The sequence below is a fragment of the Rhizobium sp. CRRU65 genome (assembly GCF_048551595.1).
In the GTDB taxonomy this organism is placed as follows: domain Bacteria; phylum Pseudomonadota; class Alphaproteobacteria; order Rhizobiales; family Rhizobiaceae; genus Rhizobium; species Rhizobium leguminosarum_J.
Genome location: NZ_JBLYZH010000005.1, coordinates 83,467 through 98,511, shown reverse-complemented (window position 1 = coordinate 98,511; position 15,045 = coordinate 83,467). Strand labels below are relative to the sequence as shown.

11 protein-coding genes and 1 pseudogene are annotated in these 15,045 nt (G+C 57.5%); 7 read left to right on the top strand and 5 right to left on the bottom strand.

Going from position 1 to position 15,045, the window contains the following annotated elements; genetic code table 11:
* Window positions 1–2 precede the first annotated feature (2 nt).
* From repA to repC, 3 genes are all read left to right on the top strand, one after another.
* A complete protein-coding gene (gene repA / locus ACM5SV_RS11985; RefSeq protein ID WP_012760236.1) occupies window positions 3–1,220 on the top strand; it encodes a plasmid partitioning protein RepA in 1,218 nt (405 codons plus the stop codon).
* Window positions 1,205–2,245, top strand: coding sequence for a plasmid partitioning protein RepB (repB, locus tag ACM5SV_RS11980; RefSeq protein WP_017997447.1), 1,041 nt, complete (start codon window positions 1,205–1,207; stop codon window positions 2,243–2,245). The genes repA and repB overlap by 16 nt, the downstream gene beginning before the upstream one ends.
* Window positions 2,246–2,482: 237 nt before the next feature.
* On the top strand, window positions 2,483–3,748 hold the full coding sequence (gene repC / locus ACM5SV_RS11975; RefSeq protein WP_419425245.1) for a plasmid replication protein RepC: 1,266 nt from the start codon (window positions 2,483–2,485) through the stop codon (window positions 3,746–3,748).
* Window positions 3,749–5,290: 1,542 nt separating this feature from the next.
* Here repC and ACM5SV_RS11970 read toward each other — a convergent pair.
* The 5 genes and pseudogenes from ACM5SV_RS11970 to ACM5SV_RS11950 form a co-directional block, all read right to left on the bottom strand.
* Window positions 5,291–6,394, bottom strand: coding sequence for a Fic family protein (locus tag ACM5SV_RS11970; RefSeq protein ID WP_419425244.1), 1,104 nt, complete (start codon window positions 6,392–6,394; stop codon window positions 5,291–5,293).
* 535 nt (window positions 6,395–6,929) lie between these two features.
* Window positions 6,930–8,096 carry an ATP-binding protein gene (locus ACM5SV_RS11965; protein ID WP_221996413.1) on the bottom strand — a complete coding sequence of 389 codons (1,167 nt, stop codon included), beginning with the start codon at window positions 8,094–8,096 and terminating at the stop codon, window positions 6,930–6,932.
* A 108-nt stretch (window positions 8,097–8,204) separates the two neighbouring features.
* A pseudogene (locus ACM5SV_RS11960) lies at window positions 8,205–8,296 on the bottom strand (integrase); the annotation flags it as partial.
* Between the two features lie 187 nt (window positions 8,297–8,483).
* Complete coding sequence (locus ACM5SV_RS11955; RefSeq protein ID WP_020487171.1) at window positions 8,484–8,810, bottom strand: hypothetical protein; 327 nt, start codon at window positions 8,808–8,810, stop codon at window positions 8,484–8,486.
* A 192-nt stretch (window positions 8,811–9,002) separates the two neighbouring features.
* The gene (locus tag ACM5SV_RS11950; RefSeq protein ID WP_221996414.1) at window positions 9,003–10,151 is read right to left on the bottom strand and encodes a site-specific integrase; all 1,149 of its coding nucleotides are present in this window, start codon (window positions 10,149–10,151) and stop codon (window positions 9,003–9,005) included.
* A 190-nt stretch (window positions 10,152–10,341) separates the two neighbouring features.
* On the opposite strand from ACM5SV_RS11950, the gene ACM5SV_RS11945 reads away from it, so the two are divergent.
* The 4 genes from ACM5SV_RS11945 (at window position 10,342) to ACM5SV_RS11930 (ending at window position 14,821) form a co-directional block, all read left to right on the top strand.
* On the top strand, window positions 10,342–11,472 hold the full coding sequence (locus ACM5SV_RS11945; RefSeq protein ID WP_419425243.1) for an RHE_PE00001 family protein: 1,131 nt from the start codon (window positions 10,342–10,344) through the stop codon (window positions 11,470–11,472).
* Between the two features lie 106 nt (window positions 11,473–11,578).
* On the top strand, window positions 11,579–12,307 hold the full coding sequence (locus ACM5SV_RS11940) for a hypothetical protein (RefSeq protein ID WP_419425242.1): 729 nt from the start codon (window positions 11,579–11,581) through the stop codon (window positions 12,305–12,307).
* Between the two features lie 21 nt (window positions 12,308–12,328).
* On the top strand, window positions 12,329–13,522 hold the full coding sequence (locus ACM5SV_RS11935; protein WP_419425241.1) for an XRE family transcriptional regulator: 1,194 nt from the start codon (window positions 12,329–12,331) through the stop codon (window positions 13,520–13,522).
* Between the two features lie 117 nt (window positions 13,523–13,639).
* Window positions 13,640–14,821 carry an HAD family hydrolase gene (locus tag ACM5SV_RS11930; RefSeq protein WP_419425240.1) on the top strand — a complete coding sequence of 394 codons (1,182 nt, stop codon included), beginning with the start codon at window positions 13,640–13,642 and terminating at the stop codon, window positions 14,819–14,821.
* The last annotated feature ends 224 nt before the right edge of the window (window positions 14,822–15,045 follow it).

Here is a 15,045-nt window from a genome sequence, read left to right as displayed (position 1 = left end):
AAATGGATCAGATGACGACCCGCAAGCCAACGAGCGAATCCTCCGCTGCGAAGATTACACGCCAAGCGCAGATGTTGTCAGCGCAGTTGCAGTCTCTTCGCACCCATATGTATCCGCCGGAGGCGATGAAATCGTTGCGCACCTTTACCTCGCGCGACGTGGCCACCATGCTTGGGATCGCCGAATCGACGCTCCGACAGATGTCGTTGGACGGCGAAGGCGCAATGCCCGAGAGGCTGGAGAATGGCCGCAGGAGCTATACGCTCGCCCAGGTCAATGAGATCCGTCGATACCTGGCGGTGAAGCGGCCCATGGAAGCCTTGGATTTCTTCCCGCGCCGGCGTCCCGGTGAGAAGTTGCAGGTTATCGCGGTTGCGAACTTCAAGGGCGGATCGGCCAAAACGACGACGACCGTTCATCTCGCCCATTATCTTGCTCTGACGGGTTTGCGGGTGCTCGCGATCGATCTTGACCCGCAGGCATCCTTGTCGGCCATGTTCGGCTATCAGCCGGAGTTCGATGTCAGCGACAACGAGACCATATATGCGGCGATTCGCTATGACGACGACAACCGCCGGCCGATGCGCGACGTCATTCGCAAAACCTATTTTGACGGAATCGATCTCATACCCGGCAACCTGGAGCTCATGGAATACGAGCATGAGACGCCGCAGGCGATCGCAAGCGGCGGCGGGCGCGGCGACGGGATCTTCTTCCGGCGGCTCGGCGCCGTCATAAACAGCGTCGAGGAAGACTACGATGTCGTCGTCATCGACGCGCCGCCGCAACTGGGCTATCTGACCCTGGGCGCGCTTTGTGCGGCGACCTCGCTGCTGATCACCGTTCATCCGGCGATGATCGACGTTGCCAGCATGAACCAGTTCCTGGCAATGATGAGCGATGTCATGCACGTCATCGAGGAGCGTGGCGGTGTTCTGGAACACGATTTCATCCGATATGTCATCACCAGGCACAATCCGAACGACGTCCCGCAGGTGAACGTCGTCGCGCTCCTGCGCTCCCTGTTCGGCGAGGACGTGCTGGCGCCAGCGGTGGTGGACACGACCGCGATTGCCAGCGCCGGCCTTGAGAAGAAGAGCCTTTACGAAATGGCGCGTGGTTCGGTTGGTCGAGACACGCTCACGCGCGCCCTGGATTCCGTCGACGCAGTCAATCTCGAGATCTTCAACCACCTCAAATCGGTATGGGGACGGTCATGACGAATGCCAAAGAACGCTCCAGTCGGATGAAAAGTCTGTTCGCGAATGTCGATTCCGCCGAGCTTGCCAAGCAAATCTCAGCTGGGCCTGCGGTGAAGGTCGGATCTGGAGCCGTCAAGTCGATGGACCGGGCCTTCGTTGCCGTCGAAGAGGAGAATGAACGCCTCCGCCTGCAATTGAGCGGCTCGGAAGCCATTGTCGAAATTGACTCCGCTCTTGTCGTTCCCTCCTTTGTCAGGGACCGCCTCGATATCGAGGGAGATCCGAATTTCCAGGGTTTCGTCGAGGGCATTCGGGAAAGCGGCCAGAGACTTCCCATCCTCGTTCGCCCCTCCCCCGACAAGCAAGGCTACTTTCAGGTCGCTTACGGCCACAGGCGCTTGCGCGCCTGTCAGATCCTTGAACGGCCGGTGAAAGCGATCGTCCGCGATCTTACCGACGATGAACTGGTGGTCGCTCAAGGTATCGAGAATACCGAACGCGCCAATCTCTCCTTCATCGAGCAGGCGTTCTTTGCCGCGACCCTCAAGGCGCGCGGCTTTCGGCGGGAGACGATCGCCGCCGCGCTCGGCAGGGCGGATGGCAAGCTGACCTACGTTTCGATGCTGATTGGAATCGCCGAACAGGTCCCCGCCGAACTGATCGGCATCATTGGTCCGGCTCCTTCGATCGGCCGCCCCAAGTGGGAAAAGCTCGCCGCCCAATTCAAGGATGGCAAGGCACCGGCTGCGGCCCAGACGATCATTGATAAGCTGACTTCGACGGCTGTATGGGCCGCTGCCACGAGTGACCAGCGCTTCGCCGCGCTGATGAGCGCGCTCGAACACAAGGCGGCTAGGGGAAACCAGGGCGAAGAGGTCGACCTCGGCGGCGGCGCCGTGATCACCGCGAAATCTTCGCGTTCTTCAACGCTTATCACGATTCCGGAAAGCAAGGTGCCGGGCCTCTCGGCCTGGCTCGTCGAAAGGCTTCCGGCGCTGGTGGAGGAGTACCGAAAGCAAACGGGAGAGACGCCGATGGGGTAGGCTAATTCAGAAATAGGAAAGGGCCCACCGACGGCAATCGGCGAACCCTTGAATCCTAGCCGACAGTACGAAAACGTCCCGTCGACATCAGCTCTTACAAACTGATTCTATGACGGACCGCTGGCACAATCAACCCCTGCGTAACAGCCGGGAATGAAAAACTGTGCCCGTCTGCTGGCTTTCATCAACAAGAATCTCGATGGAGCCGCACGCCAAGGCGTTGCGGGCAGCTAGCCCATGACAGAAGCAACGGCAATCGCATCGTTCAGACGCGTCAGTCCGGCCATTCTCGCAAGCGCGCGGATGGCGATGGCCAACGACATACCGGACACCTCGAAGTCGGAGATCTCTCTCCTGTTGAAAAAGGCAGCGCCGATCCTTGGGATCGACGGCACGACCTATCACGTCCTGGACATTCTCCTTGGCCTCTCGCGCGCCGATGACTGGAAAGGCGCCGGGCGACCGATCGTTGCCATCTCGAACGCCAAGCTCGCCGAATACACGCTGCGCTCCGAACGCACAGTGATGCGTTGCCTGCGCAGGATCGTTGAGGCTGGGATCGCCGCCTACCGTGACAGTCCGACCGGCCGGCGTTTCGTGTACCGCGACAATGACGGGATGGTTGCCAGCGGCTTCGGGCTTGATTTCACGCCGGCGCGCGTGCGGCTCGCAGAGATCAGGGAGAGCGTCGAGAACTACCAGAGGGAACTCAAGGCCAGCCAGGATGCACGTCGCGCGGTCACGCGATTTTCCAGAGCAATCATCGATGCCTGCGAGGCGTTCCCGGAAAAGGCAGACATCTGGAGGAGCGCCGCACAAGCAATCATCGATGCCGTAGCCGGCCGGGCAGAACAGGCAAGCGGTCTCGAATCACTCCACGGAGAGGTTCTTGAGTACGCGGAGCAACGCTTCCGGGAACAAGATTTGTCATGCGCGGGTGACATCCGCGTCACCTCTAATATTAATACAACCCCTAAAAACCTTTCTGATAGTAATCAACGGACCCGCTCTAACGAGCGAGACATAATTTCCACTGACGACGGCTTCGCCGTCGATATGGCTTATGAAAATAAGTCTGAAGCGGCTGCGGGTGACATGCAATCCCGATTGCGGCAGGCGGAAAAGACGGTTGGTGATATCCAAGGTGTCGTTCTAGCTGCGGTGCCGATTGGTTTGCTTCAGGTTGGGTGCCGCGCGGCGCAGGAATGTGTCAGCGTGGAGTTTGACGGATGGTCCGATGTAGTCGGGGCGGCTGAAACGATGCGGCGCATGATCGGCCTGTCGGAGACTGCATGGGTAGACGGTGTAGGGAGGGTCGGCCGATATGCTGCGTCCGCCATCTTGGCGACCGTGCTCGAAAAATCCTTGCGCGACCCGGAGCTAATTGCAAAGCCCGGGGGCTATTTCCGTGCAATGGTCGACCGGGCTGTCGATGGAAGTCTTCACCTCTCGAAAAGCCTTTACGGTCTTGCGGAAAGCGAGATGAACACACGGGATAGATAGGCGAAAAGTAACAGCTGTTACCCTGCCCTTGGCCTTGCGGGACGGATTAATCGCGACGAGGTTTTGGGGCGAAGCCGCCGCAGGAATGGATCGAGTTCAGGGGCGTGGCCTCGCCATCTGGGGCGGATGGGCGGCAACGGGGCGGGCGAATACAGGAAGAGTGGTCGTTTCGTCGGGTATCCATTTTCGCCCGACGTCGATGCAGCCATATCCATCTGGCTTCCGCAACAAGACGGCGAGGGCGGTACAACTGCCCTGAAGTAACTTCAGACAAAGCTGTTGCCGAGAACTGCCATTCCTACTGTCGATTGAAATGGGATCTGCTTGGCTGCCGATCGAGGGCACCCCTCAGATCTGAATGTGTTGCCGGTGATAGCCCAGCGTCGACGGTTCTGGCGGTTGCGATCTCGCTCTCTGGCTGCGTGGTTCATACTTTTCGGGGATGAATTTTTGCGCGTCCTTGGAGCCACTCCGCTCGAGGAAGAACGTGGATGTTGGCGGGCATAGACGAATTCGAAGGAGCGGGGGCGGCCCACGGCGAGGGCATTGGGTAAGGACGTTCGCATATACGTCCATGATGCTGCGGGGTGGCAGCTGAGCGTGCGCGAGGGATGGAGTTTATGATGAGAGTGAGGGAGAGTCGTGAAGAAGGACGTCTTCGAATGTTCATTCAGCAACCCATGCCACCTGTCTCGGCCCGCCTGTGGCCCGCTCAGAGATCATGTGCATTGCTGCTTAAAGGGACCGAACGTCAGTCGGGGCGTGCGGCACCCGCCATGCAAAAGAAGTTCCAGGAAGGCCGGCAATGGCGTTTGCGCGATGGGTGCTGCAGGCCGTCTTGCTGGAGAGATCGACGGGTGGAGGGTTGCCTATCGTCGCTTCTGAAATGAAAGTTGCCTATCCACGGACGGAGAGGTCCGTGGGCAGGATCCGGTCGACACGCCCGTTTCGCGCTGTCATCATCGTGAATGTTTTTGTCGCTCGCGTTGGACCAACCAGGCGATCTTAACGAGAAACCCAAAAGGTAACAGCTGTTACCTTTTGGGCGTTGCGTGCCGACAAGGATGTGACCCTTCTCCTTCTTCAAAATGCTCAATCACCAAAGGCGACACTGCTTCCTGGAGCTCGGGTAGGTGCCGAGCGGTCTGACTTTCAAGGCGTAAGAGACGTGGAAGGGTCCGGCGCAGGGCGGCAGAAATCGGTGCCACTGGCGACGTCGACACTATGGCGTAGCGTGCACTTGATGCTGGAGCGGTGGCAGCGAGAATGACTTGCGGAGAGAGGGCCGAGCGCGATCGTGATAGGCGGGGCCTAAAAAAGTAACAGCTGTTACCTTCTGCGACACGGCTTTAAGACACGCAATGATGCAGCGTTTGAACACGCAATCGTTTCAATCGCGGCATGCGCGCGAATTGCTCGATGACTTCACATCCGCCGCATTGCATGACTTTTTTTGGGCCCCCGTGTCGCCTCGACTGGTTCGGCCTCTTCGGTCCTTTGTCCAAGGGGACGCGGCGGTTGGGATCTATCTCTTTTTCTTAATCAGGGCAGATTTAGTGCATAGCGTGCGTGCCGGCGATCGCCGGTGCGCGTGAGCGCTTCTTTCTCCACCAAGTCATGAAGATCGCGCGTCGCTGTCGCTCGCGAGGTCCACGTGATCGAAATGTAATTCTCAGCGCTCAATCCGCCTTTAAACCCCCCAGGACCTTCTCGGAACATCCGAGCGAGGGCCTTCTCCTGGCGGTCGTTGAATTGCCCGCGGAACCTGTCATAGAATTGCGCCTTGCTGATGTAGAAGGCCACCCGCATCAAGGTGGTCTGTTGTGCATCAAGGATGGTTCCCGCAAAATACACCAGCCATTCGGTGATATCGAGCGTGCGCTGATGCCGTTCGAGCTGATCGTAATAGGCTTTCCGGCCATTCTCGATCGTGTAGGCAAGTGCAATCAAGCTCGGTTGCCCGATATTTTGGGCAAGCGATTTTTCGGCGAGCGCTCGGCCAAGCCTGCCATTTCCATCTTCAAACGGATGGATGCTTTCGAAGTACAAATGGCCTATGCCGGCACGGGTGAGCGCGGGCAAGGGGAGTTCACCGTGCGGCGCCGTTTTGTTGAACCACTCGGTGTAGGCCGCCATTTCCGCCGGGACCTGCCTTGATGGTGGAGCCTCATAGTGGACGGTCGGATTGTCCAGACGGCCGGACACAATCTGCATGGCATCTTCATGCGTTCGATATGCGCCGATCGCTCCAAGATGGCGATTGCCTGTCATCAACATGCCGTTCCAGCGAAACAGGGTTTCATCATTGAGCGGGGCCGACCAAGTGTCGTACACATCGACCATCATTTCCGCGATGCCGCGCTCTTGCGGAGTTGATGGCCGATTGTCGGCATCGAGACCAAACTGGCGGCGCAATGAGGATTGCACGCTCAACCGATCAAGCATTTCGCCCTCAATCTCGGAGGTTTTCACTGCCTCGTCGCTTAAAAGCTCGATACGAAGCAGATTGCGTTCCTCATCGCCGACATGACGGACTGCGCCGATCACCTCCCCCGAGGACAGAAGGAATCGGCTTTCGAGTGGTTCAAGCGGCGCATGATCATAGATGAAATGCGGCCAACCTTCCTGCGTCCAGTTCCACTTCATGAGTTATAGGCACCTTTTCTATAACTCACTATAATGCATTGCGATGAGTGATAGAAATGAATTCTATCGCTCATGCAATGGATCGAAGGTGCTCGCGGAGACCCAGAGAGCACCTTGAAAGGTTAGAATCGACTATATCCAAAGGGCAGCAAACCCATATGTCGCCAATCAAACGCGCCTCGTCGGCTGCGTCACAACCGGCACTCATAAGCGTATGGCCTGAGGACGCGCTTCGTCCAACAGCGCCCTCGGATTGTTGATGACGCTCGCGCCCGGGTTTGGAAGACATTGCGATAGCAGCCACGGCTAAAGTGCACGGATTCACGGTCTTGACCCGCAATATGCGCCATTTCGGGCCCTGGGCGTTCAGGCACTCGATCCGTTTGAAACATTGCCGGAGTTATAGGTGAGGGGCTTTTTCTGGAAGTCCGGCCGCTCAAGTCAGATTGGTCGGGAGACGAGAACCTGGGCATACAGGCATGGGAAAGACGAAGATCATGGGGGCTCCTCTAGGCGATATGCATCTATCTATTCGCTAAGTAAGACTAATCAGAGCTTTGCCTATCGAGACTAGCGGCATTGCTTCCACATCGTGCTTTAGGGGGAAAGTTTCCTGCCCAGGGTAAACGACGATGCGTCGTGCCGGGTCGAGATCTTCACATGCAAGATAGAAGCCTTTCTCGAGTTTCGGTGTCAGGCTCCGCTTGATTTCGATAGCCCAAGGTTGTTCGCCCGGGGGCGTTAGAAGAAGGTCGATCTCGGCACCAGCCGACGTCCGATAAAAATTGCTCTGAGTTCCGGGCGGCGCTGCTGCAATCAAGGTCTCGATCACGAACCCTTCCCAGCTTGCTCCGGCGACCGGGTGCCCGAGCAGGTCCTCCTGAGTGGTCAGCCCCAAAAGGGTGTGGGTGATGCCGCTATCGCGAACATAGACCCGCGGTGATTTGACCAGGCGTTTGCCAATGTTCACGTGCCAGGGCTCTAGGCGTCGTACGAGGAGTAGATCAACCAGGAGATCGAGATAGGAGGCGACCGTCTTGCCATCGACGCCGAGCGAACGCGCAAATTCCGCGGCATTTAACAGTCCGGATTGGTGATGCGCGAGCATGGTCCAGAAGCGCCGCAATGTCTCGGCTGGAATGCGAGGACCAAGCAAGGAAATGTCTCGTTCCAGATAGGTTCGTATAAAGTCTTGCCGCCAGCGCTGGCTTTCACGATCACTCGCTGCTAGGAAACTATCCGGGAAGCCGCCTCGCACCCATAGCGTATTCAGATCGTCAACTGGCACTTCCAGGCCGTCGATCGGACCCATTTCAAGGTAGGCGATGCGACCTGCCAGCGTCTCACCCGACTGTTTCAATAGATCGATGGATGCGGACCCGAGCAGCAGGAAATGGCCAGCCTTCCTTCCATTTCGCCGGCCCCGGTCGATAAGCCCACGCAAATTCTGAAAAAGATTTGGTAGCCGGTGAACCTCGTCCAGGATAACGAGCTTGTCGCTGTGCTGGCTGAGATATAGTTCCGGCTCGGTGAGTTTGGCGCGGTCGGCATCCGATTCCAGGTCGAGATAGATTGATGGGCGCTGTTCGGCTATCGCGAGCGCCAGCGTCGTCTTGCCGACCTGACGCGGGCCAATGAGCCCAACGGCGGGGCTCGAATCGATCAACTCAATCAGTTTTGTAGATATTCGACGTTCAATCATCCTTGCATTTATGGAGGATAATTCCGCAATTGCAAGGATTACATATTGATGTTTGGGCTGCGTCAGTTGGCGCGTCGCTCGGCGTGTGCGATTTGAGGGTCAGTTCCTTCAAATGACCAGCCTTGCGGCCCGCCCGTTCTTCTGTTCTGCGTTGTTGTAGTAGCTTGCAGCCTGCGCACCGGTTTATGAAGGGACTGCCGCTTTCGCCGAACTGCGACCCAAAACATCACCATTGGCGAGGCAACCGGGCCAGGAGTTCTTTTTCAGCGAGCTTTTCGCGGACCATAAGATGAACGGTGCGACGGAGGCGCTCGAGGGGAAATGCTCGGTCGGGCCCTATCGCGTCAAGCGGATTCATATTGCGGTCGCATGGGGTCACGCAGCAATTCAGGTAAATAGGGCAATACAGACGGCCATCCAGATTAACGCCGTCCCCAGTACCATCGCTCGCCTGGCGACGACGACTTTGTCTGCATCGTCCTCCGCTACAGGTGTAGTCACAATCCAAGGCACGGAACCAAGTGCTGCAAATCCGATGATAGCCAGACCCATCACAAAATAGTCGAATGAATGCCAGGCCCCATGTTCATATACCCCCCAGTAACCCAGAAAGGCCATTCCGACTGCAAACATTGTGGCGGACGCCGAGCAGAGGCCTGTGACGGATCCGGTAGGTGCGCGCATGTTCCTTTTTTCACGTGTTTCCAAGTTCATGACGCGATATCCATGACGGTTGGCTGCCTCTCTGCAAATATGTCAGGAATTGAGCGCGGCGTGAAGCGCGTGTGACTGTCTGGGACGGCCGCAAAATTCCCCGCCTCGGCATGGGATGCTGGGCGATCAGCGGCCACTTTCCTCCGTGACAGAAGAGCGCTGCATCCGCGTGTCGCATACGAACATCACATATCACACCATTTGAGCTGCCCGCCCGCTTCGACGTGTCGCGTTGTTGTAGTAACCTGACGCTTGTTGAATCGAGCGGTGGCGGGACTGCTCCATCGCCTCGGGCAGGGGGATGCCACGGTTTGCCGCCTCGGTCAGATATCCAGATCGTAGCCCGTGCGCGGAAAATTCCCCCGGCTCCAATCCAGCCAGTTCCACCCGCTGCTTGATGATCGCATTGACCGACTGCGGATCGATCGCCCGTCGCGACACAGTCCCCCATCGCCCGATCGCCCGAAACACGCTGCCGCTCTCGATCTTGGCGGCCACCATCCAGGCATTCAACGCCTCCACCGGCCGACCGGTCAGATAGACGATATCATCCTGCTCACCATTGCTGGTTTTGGTGCGGCCAAGATGGATGGCGAGAGAGGGGAGGGGGGCGCCGTTTTCGACCGGGACCGGCGGCTCGACGGTCAGCTGTTCGCGTCGCAGTCCGGCGATCTCGCTGCGCCGCCGACCACCGGAGGCAAAGGCGACCATCAGGATCGCCCGGTCACGCAGATCACGCAGACTGTCGCTCGAGCAGCTCGCCAGCAGTTTGGCCAGCACGTCACCGGTGACCGCCTTGGCGCTCTTCCGACCCCGCGTCCGGGGGACAGCGCGAACCGCAAGGCGGATGGCCGATTTCAGGGCCGGGGAGGCGAAGGCGCCGTCCAGACCACGCCATCTGGTCAGCGTCGACCAGTTCGCCAGCCGCCGGCGCACCGTTGCGGGCGCGTGCGGGCCTGCGGATCTGAGAAAACCTTGGCTCCGAAGGTTCTCGTCGACCGCAGCGGGCATGCCGTGATCCGGATCGGTCTCGCGGTGCTGCGGATCCCAGAGGTGATGGGCGACGAATTTCAAAAGCAGCGCCTCGGGTGCCGGCCAGGGCAGCGATCGTCCGGTCGCCGCCAGTCCCCAGGCTTCCAGATAGGCGAGATCGGAGGTCAGGGCGCGAAGTGTGTTGTCGCCCATGCCTTGGTTGACGAGGTGGCGCAGGGTCTCGACGTCGTGGTCGGTGAGCAGCTCGGCGAGCTCGTCGCGGCGCTCGATCGGGAGGACGGCGGCGATGGTGTCGAGCTCTTCGGCGCGGCGCTCCACGGCGGTCAGTGATGTCTTGGCTTTGGCCACGGACGCTCCAAAATAGCGGGATTCTGCGGTCTACAGGACCGTGATTTGCTACGATTCTTTCTGATTTGCGGGGCGAAATCAATCTACCATCGATAACCAGTACTTATCGATGGTTAGAGCATCACCCACCAATCATACCATGTGAGGAACTGTAACTTTTAGATAGAGTTCCTGTAAGAAATCATTTACCATGATTTCAATGGCTTACGATCTCGCAAAAATCGGCACGACAGCCCTGATGCGCTCGGCTTTCGACGCCGGTGTCGCGCTCACGCGACTCGACGAGCGCATCGCCCGTTCGCCAGTCGGCCCGGGCTTCCTCGAACGATCGCAATTTACCGACGCCTGCGCCTCGCTGTGGATCGACGGCGAACTCGTCCATCTCGAAGACCTCGTCCTCCACGACGCTTTTCGCGACACCCGTACCCCCACCCACGAACTGACCATCGCCCGCGACGTGCTGCGTACCCGCCGGCGCATTGCTGCGCAGTCGCCTGATTGGGCGTTATCGACTGAGGGTATCCGAACTTTGCGACAGACGTCGGACATCAATTCGGTCGGCACTGAGGCGTTGGAGGAGGTCGGCGTCATTCGGCCGGCGGTGGCCATCGATCCGGAAGGGGAGGGGGACGAGGGTGATGACGCGGAGAATTTACCAGGCGTCGACTATGCCGCCATTGATGCGCTGCTCGCGCGCTCTGACGCCGCGATCGAACGAGCCAAAAAGCCCGGCCGGGCTGCGGCCGATCCGCTGGTCTATGATCTCGACTGGGACGAGGACGAGCGGCTCGACGAATGGCGCGTCGTGCTGCGGCAGGCGGAAAATCTTCCGGCGATGCTGCAGGCCATCGTTGCCCTCGATGCCTGGAACGAGCTTGCCGTGCTGCAGCACGCGCCGTGGCTCGGTCGCCTGTTCACCGCGTCGATCCTGCGCCAGGCCGGCATCACGTCAGGCGCGCACCTCGCAGCAATCAATCTCGGCCTCAAAACCATTCCCGTCGATCGGCGCCGGCATCGCGATCGCGAAACCCGGCTGCTCGCCATCGCCCATGGGCTTCTGGCGGCCGCCGAGATCGGCCTCAAGGAGCATGACCGACTGACGCTGGCGAAGACGATGATGGACCGAAAACTTGAAGGACGGCGAACCTCCTCGAAATTGCCGGAGCTGGTCGAGCTGGTGATGGCAAGGCCGCTGTTGTCGGCCGGGATGGTGGCGAAGACGCTGGACGTCACGCCGCAGGCGGCGCGGCGGATCGTTTTGGAACTCGGCCTGCGCGAGATGACGGGGAGGGGGAGGTTTCGAGCATGGGGAATCATGTAGTCGGAACGAGCCCTCGGGACGCGCTTTCAGAAAACAAGCACTTGTTCTTTACGCAATTTTTCAGTATATGATTCCATGATTGCGCAAATGACTATTGGAGCATTTAGTGGAAAAATTTCTTAAAAGGCGGTTTCCCCCGGCTCTTTTCAAAAACCTCTTTTTGGATCTTGAAGATCAGCTACGCGCGGCGGCTCTTAAAGCTCATGACATGGTGCGGGAGCATTCCGGCCTTGATGCCAAACGCAGCCGCGAACTTGAGGGACAGGCCCGGTTTCGCATGATGGAGAAGTCCTTCCAGGAGATATGCGAACTCCACGGAGGTTCACTTCTCGCCGACGGCATCATCCCTCTCAGCGATTTGAGGGTTTTCCAGCCATTCATGCGTTTCGAACATCTGGGGCAGGGAATTATCTTTGGCCTGGCGGCGATGCCAGAGGCGAAAACCCTGCCTATAAAGAACCGATCCCGCAAAGCAGGCGTGACCCTCAATTACTTTCTTTCGCCGCGGCTGGATCTGGACGGTACAGGTCCTAGAATCGGCGATATTTTCGTTCTCTTTCTTGTTGCTCGTGACCGGGAGAAAGCAGGAAAAATTAGCGAATTCGCTATAGGCGTCATCGACACCGGATATGAGCAGTATCTGTTTTATGAGTCGCTAGACAAATATCTCGAAGGTTATGCTGATGAACCAGTAACTGCGCCCAGACCTTCGTCCGCTCCAGGCACAAAGGCGCCTATCGTAAGCCTCAAGAGGACCATCAAGCCGTTTATTCCCCCTGAGAGCCCCGACCCAGGATCAGAGGACGACAGCGACGTAAATGACCTGCGCCCGTAATAAGGCCAGGGAAGGAAATACATGCGTGTAGGAACCCCAGGATTTGTACCCGAAAGGCTAATCGAAGCCAGAGCGGCGAGACGGATCTTAAGCAAAAAAGCCCTGGCGACAGCGATGAGCGTGAATCCCAGTACTGTTACCCGTTGGGAGGACGGGAGCAGTGCTCCAGATGCTGAAGCGCTCAGTGCGCTCGCATCTCAACTTCATGTTCGTAGAGAATATTTTTTAAGACCGGTCGCTCACAGCGACCGGCCTCTTTTTTACCGCTCACTCTCCTCGACCCTCGTAAAGGACCTGAACTATCAGGAGTCCCAGATGCGTTGGCTGCAGGAAATCAGCGGCATCGTGGAGCACTATGTCGATTTTCCTGAGATCGATTTTCCTGAGGTGTTGAATGGTGCGTCTTATAAACAGCTGCGCGATGAGGATATCGAACAGATCGCATCTGATATGCGGGTGCGATGGGGAATCGGTGAAGGACCGTGCACCGACATGATGCCGCTTCTCGAGCGCATTGGCTGTATCGCTGCCTCTATCGAAATGGGGACTGCGAAGTTAGATGGGTTGTGCAGCTGGATAAGGGGCAGCGAACGTCCGCACATTCTTCTTTCAACCGACAAGATGTCGTTCCCTCGGCGTCAGATGGACGCGGCGCATGAACTCGGTCATGCCATTTTGCACCGGAATGTAACGGAAGACGAGCTTAAGAGAGATCTCAAGGAAATCGAACGGCAAGCTTTCCGGTTCGCGAGTGCATTCTTGATGCCCGCGACGACCTATTCCTATGAAGTCAAAAGCCCGTCATTGGCTTCGCTGTTGACCCTGAAGGAAAGGTGGCGCGTTTCAGTGAAGGCGCAGATACGTCGTCTTTCGGATCTAGACCTTATCCCTTCAGAGTACGCCACTTCCCTCTATAAGCTCTACTCTGCGAAGGGCTGGAGCAGGGAAGAACCCTTGGATCGAAATTGGCAGATTTCGGAGCCGACGCTGCTTCGCAATTCGCTGGAGCTGATCGTAGAGTCAGGGGTGAGGGGAAAATCCGATCTGTTGAATGTGGAATTTACAATGAAGGCCGGCGACATCGAAAACTTGGCCGCGCTACCGCCTGGCTGGTTTTCGAAGGCAGGGGAGCTTGTGAGCTTAAAACTTCGGGATACGGATTCCAAAGTCGGAGCAACAGCAGCAGGCATTTTGCCTTTCTCTCCTCGGCGGTAAAACGGGGCATTTCAAATAACCATCGCGATCCCTTGCTATGGCAAGAACTCAAACCCTTCGATCAACATACAGAAGCCGCACGCAGGCGATCTTTGCGATCTGGCCGAGGTCTAAAACATGACAAGAAGAGCCGTCGATACCCTCATCATAGACCTCGACAATACGATCTTCGATTGGTTCGCTGTCTGGTTTGCGTCGTTCGAGCCTATTTATAACGAGCTGCTCCGCGTTACGGGCCGACCGGCAGCGGAGATCGAGGAGGAAATTCGGCGCGTGCATAAAGCGCGCCGTACATCGGAATATTCATTCCTGATCGAAGAAATCGATGCATTGGCCGACCTGCGGGCAACGGGCGACGTCCGTGATTCTTTCAGCGATGCCATTGATCTTTCCCGCCGGGGCAGGGATCAAAATCTTAGCCTCTACCCAAGCGTGTTTCGTTGCCTGTGGGAACTGAAAAAGAAGGGCACTAAGATCGTGGCGTATACGGAGTCTATGGGCTTTTACAGCGCCTACAGACTGAAGCGGTTTGGACTGGATGGCGTAATCGACGTGATGTTCAGCCCTCAAGATCATGACCTGCCTGCCGGTGTCTCGGTCGAAAACCTTCGGCGGCTCCCGGATGAATTCTATGAGCTGCAGGTGACGGAGATGCGGCACACACCGCTAGGCGAATTGAAACCCAATCCGACCGTGCTGCTCGACATCCTTAGAACCGTAGGCGCACGCACTGACCGCTGTGCATATGTGGGCGACAGCCTGTTCAAGGACGTAGCCATGGCGCGTGCAGTCGGTGTATTCGATATCCATGCCAAGTATGGGGAAAGCCAAAAGCGACCTGAATATGCACTCCTGCAGCGCGTATCACACTGGACGGATGCAGACGTACAACGCGAACGAGCTATAAACGCGAAGGGTCACGATTTCGAGCCGAGCGCCGTGCTAAAGGAGTCGTTCGCAGAAATTTTCATGCACTGCGATTTCGAAGCTTTTCCTTCGGGAGAAAAAGGGCCGGATTCCGAGCTAGAAATCAAAAATGCGCTCGAAGTCTGGAAGAAGACCGTAGATGTTCAGCAACATTTCAATGATCTGGAAATGCGCATTCGCAATTTCGCAATCACTGTGGTCGGCGCGTTGATAGCGGCAGTTGGCTATACCTATCAACAGGGCCTCCAGGCAAATATCCTCGGCCATCAGTTCGCGGCGGGCCTTGGCTTCATTGTGGCCGCCTTGTTCGCCTGGTTTGCGTTCTTCCTCATGGATTACAGTGGTATCATGTGTTTTTGCGGGGAGCCGTGAAACACGCCAGCAAAATAGAGAAGGCCCTCAAAGACAGAATTCCTGGCATCGACCTTGGAAGCACTATCTCCTCAGAGAGCCAAGCGGTGAAAATCTTTGGCCTCGTACCAACGAACTCAGAGATGCGGTTAAAAATGTTCTATTGGCTGGGCTTTGGCATGATCGGGGTAGTTTTCCTCACTTTGCTGCTCGCGACGCAAAACAAGCCAACCACCATAACCCCC

What these genes read in the sequence shown, in the direction of transcription:
- repA (WP_012760236.1), top strand. Translation starts at nt 3, where the DNA reads ATGGATCAGATGACGACCCGCAAGCCAACGAGCGAATCCTCCGCTGCG.
- repB (WP_017997447.1), top strand. Translation starts at nt 1,205, where the DNA reads ATGGGGACGGTCATGACGAATGCCAAAGAACGCTCCAGTCGGATGAAA.
- repC (WP_419425245.1), top strand. Translation starts at nt 2,483, where the DNA reads ATGACAGAAGCAACGGCAATCGCATCGTTCAGACGCGTCAGTCCGGCC.
- ACM5SV_RS11970 (WP_419425244.1), bottom strand. Translation starts at nt 6,394, where the DNA reads ATGAAGTGGAACTGGACGCAGGAAGGTTGGCCGCATTTCATCTATGAT.
- ACM5SV_RS11965 (WP_221996413.1), bottom strand. Translation starts at nt 8,096, where the DNA reads ATGATTGAACGTCGAATATCTACAAAACTGATTGAGTTGATCGATTCG.
- ACM5SV_RS11955 (WP_020487171.1), bottom strand. Translation starts at nt 8,810, where the DNA reads ATGAACTTGGAAACACGTGAAAAAAGGAACATGCGCGCACCTACCGGA.
- ACM5SV_RS11945 (WP_419425243.1), top strand. Translation starts at nt 10,342, where the DNA reads ATGATTTCAATGGCTTACGATCTCGCAAAAATCGGCACGACAGCCCTG.
- ACM5SV_RS11935 (WP_419425241.1), top strand. Translation starts at nt 12,329, where the DNA reads ATGCGTGTAGGAACCCCAGGATTTGTACCCGAAAGGCTAATCGAAGCC.
- ACM5SV_RS11930 (WP_419425240.1), top strand. Translation starts at nt 13,640, where the DNA reads ATGACAAGAAGAGCCGTCGATACCCTCATCATAGACCTCGACAATACG.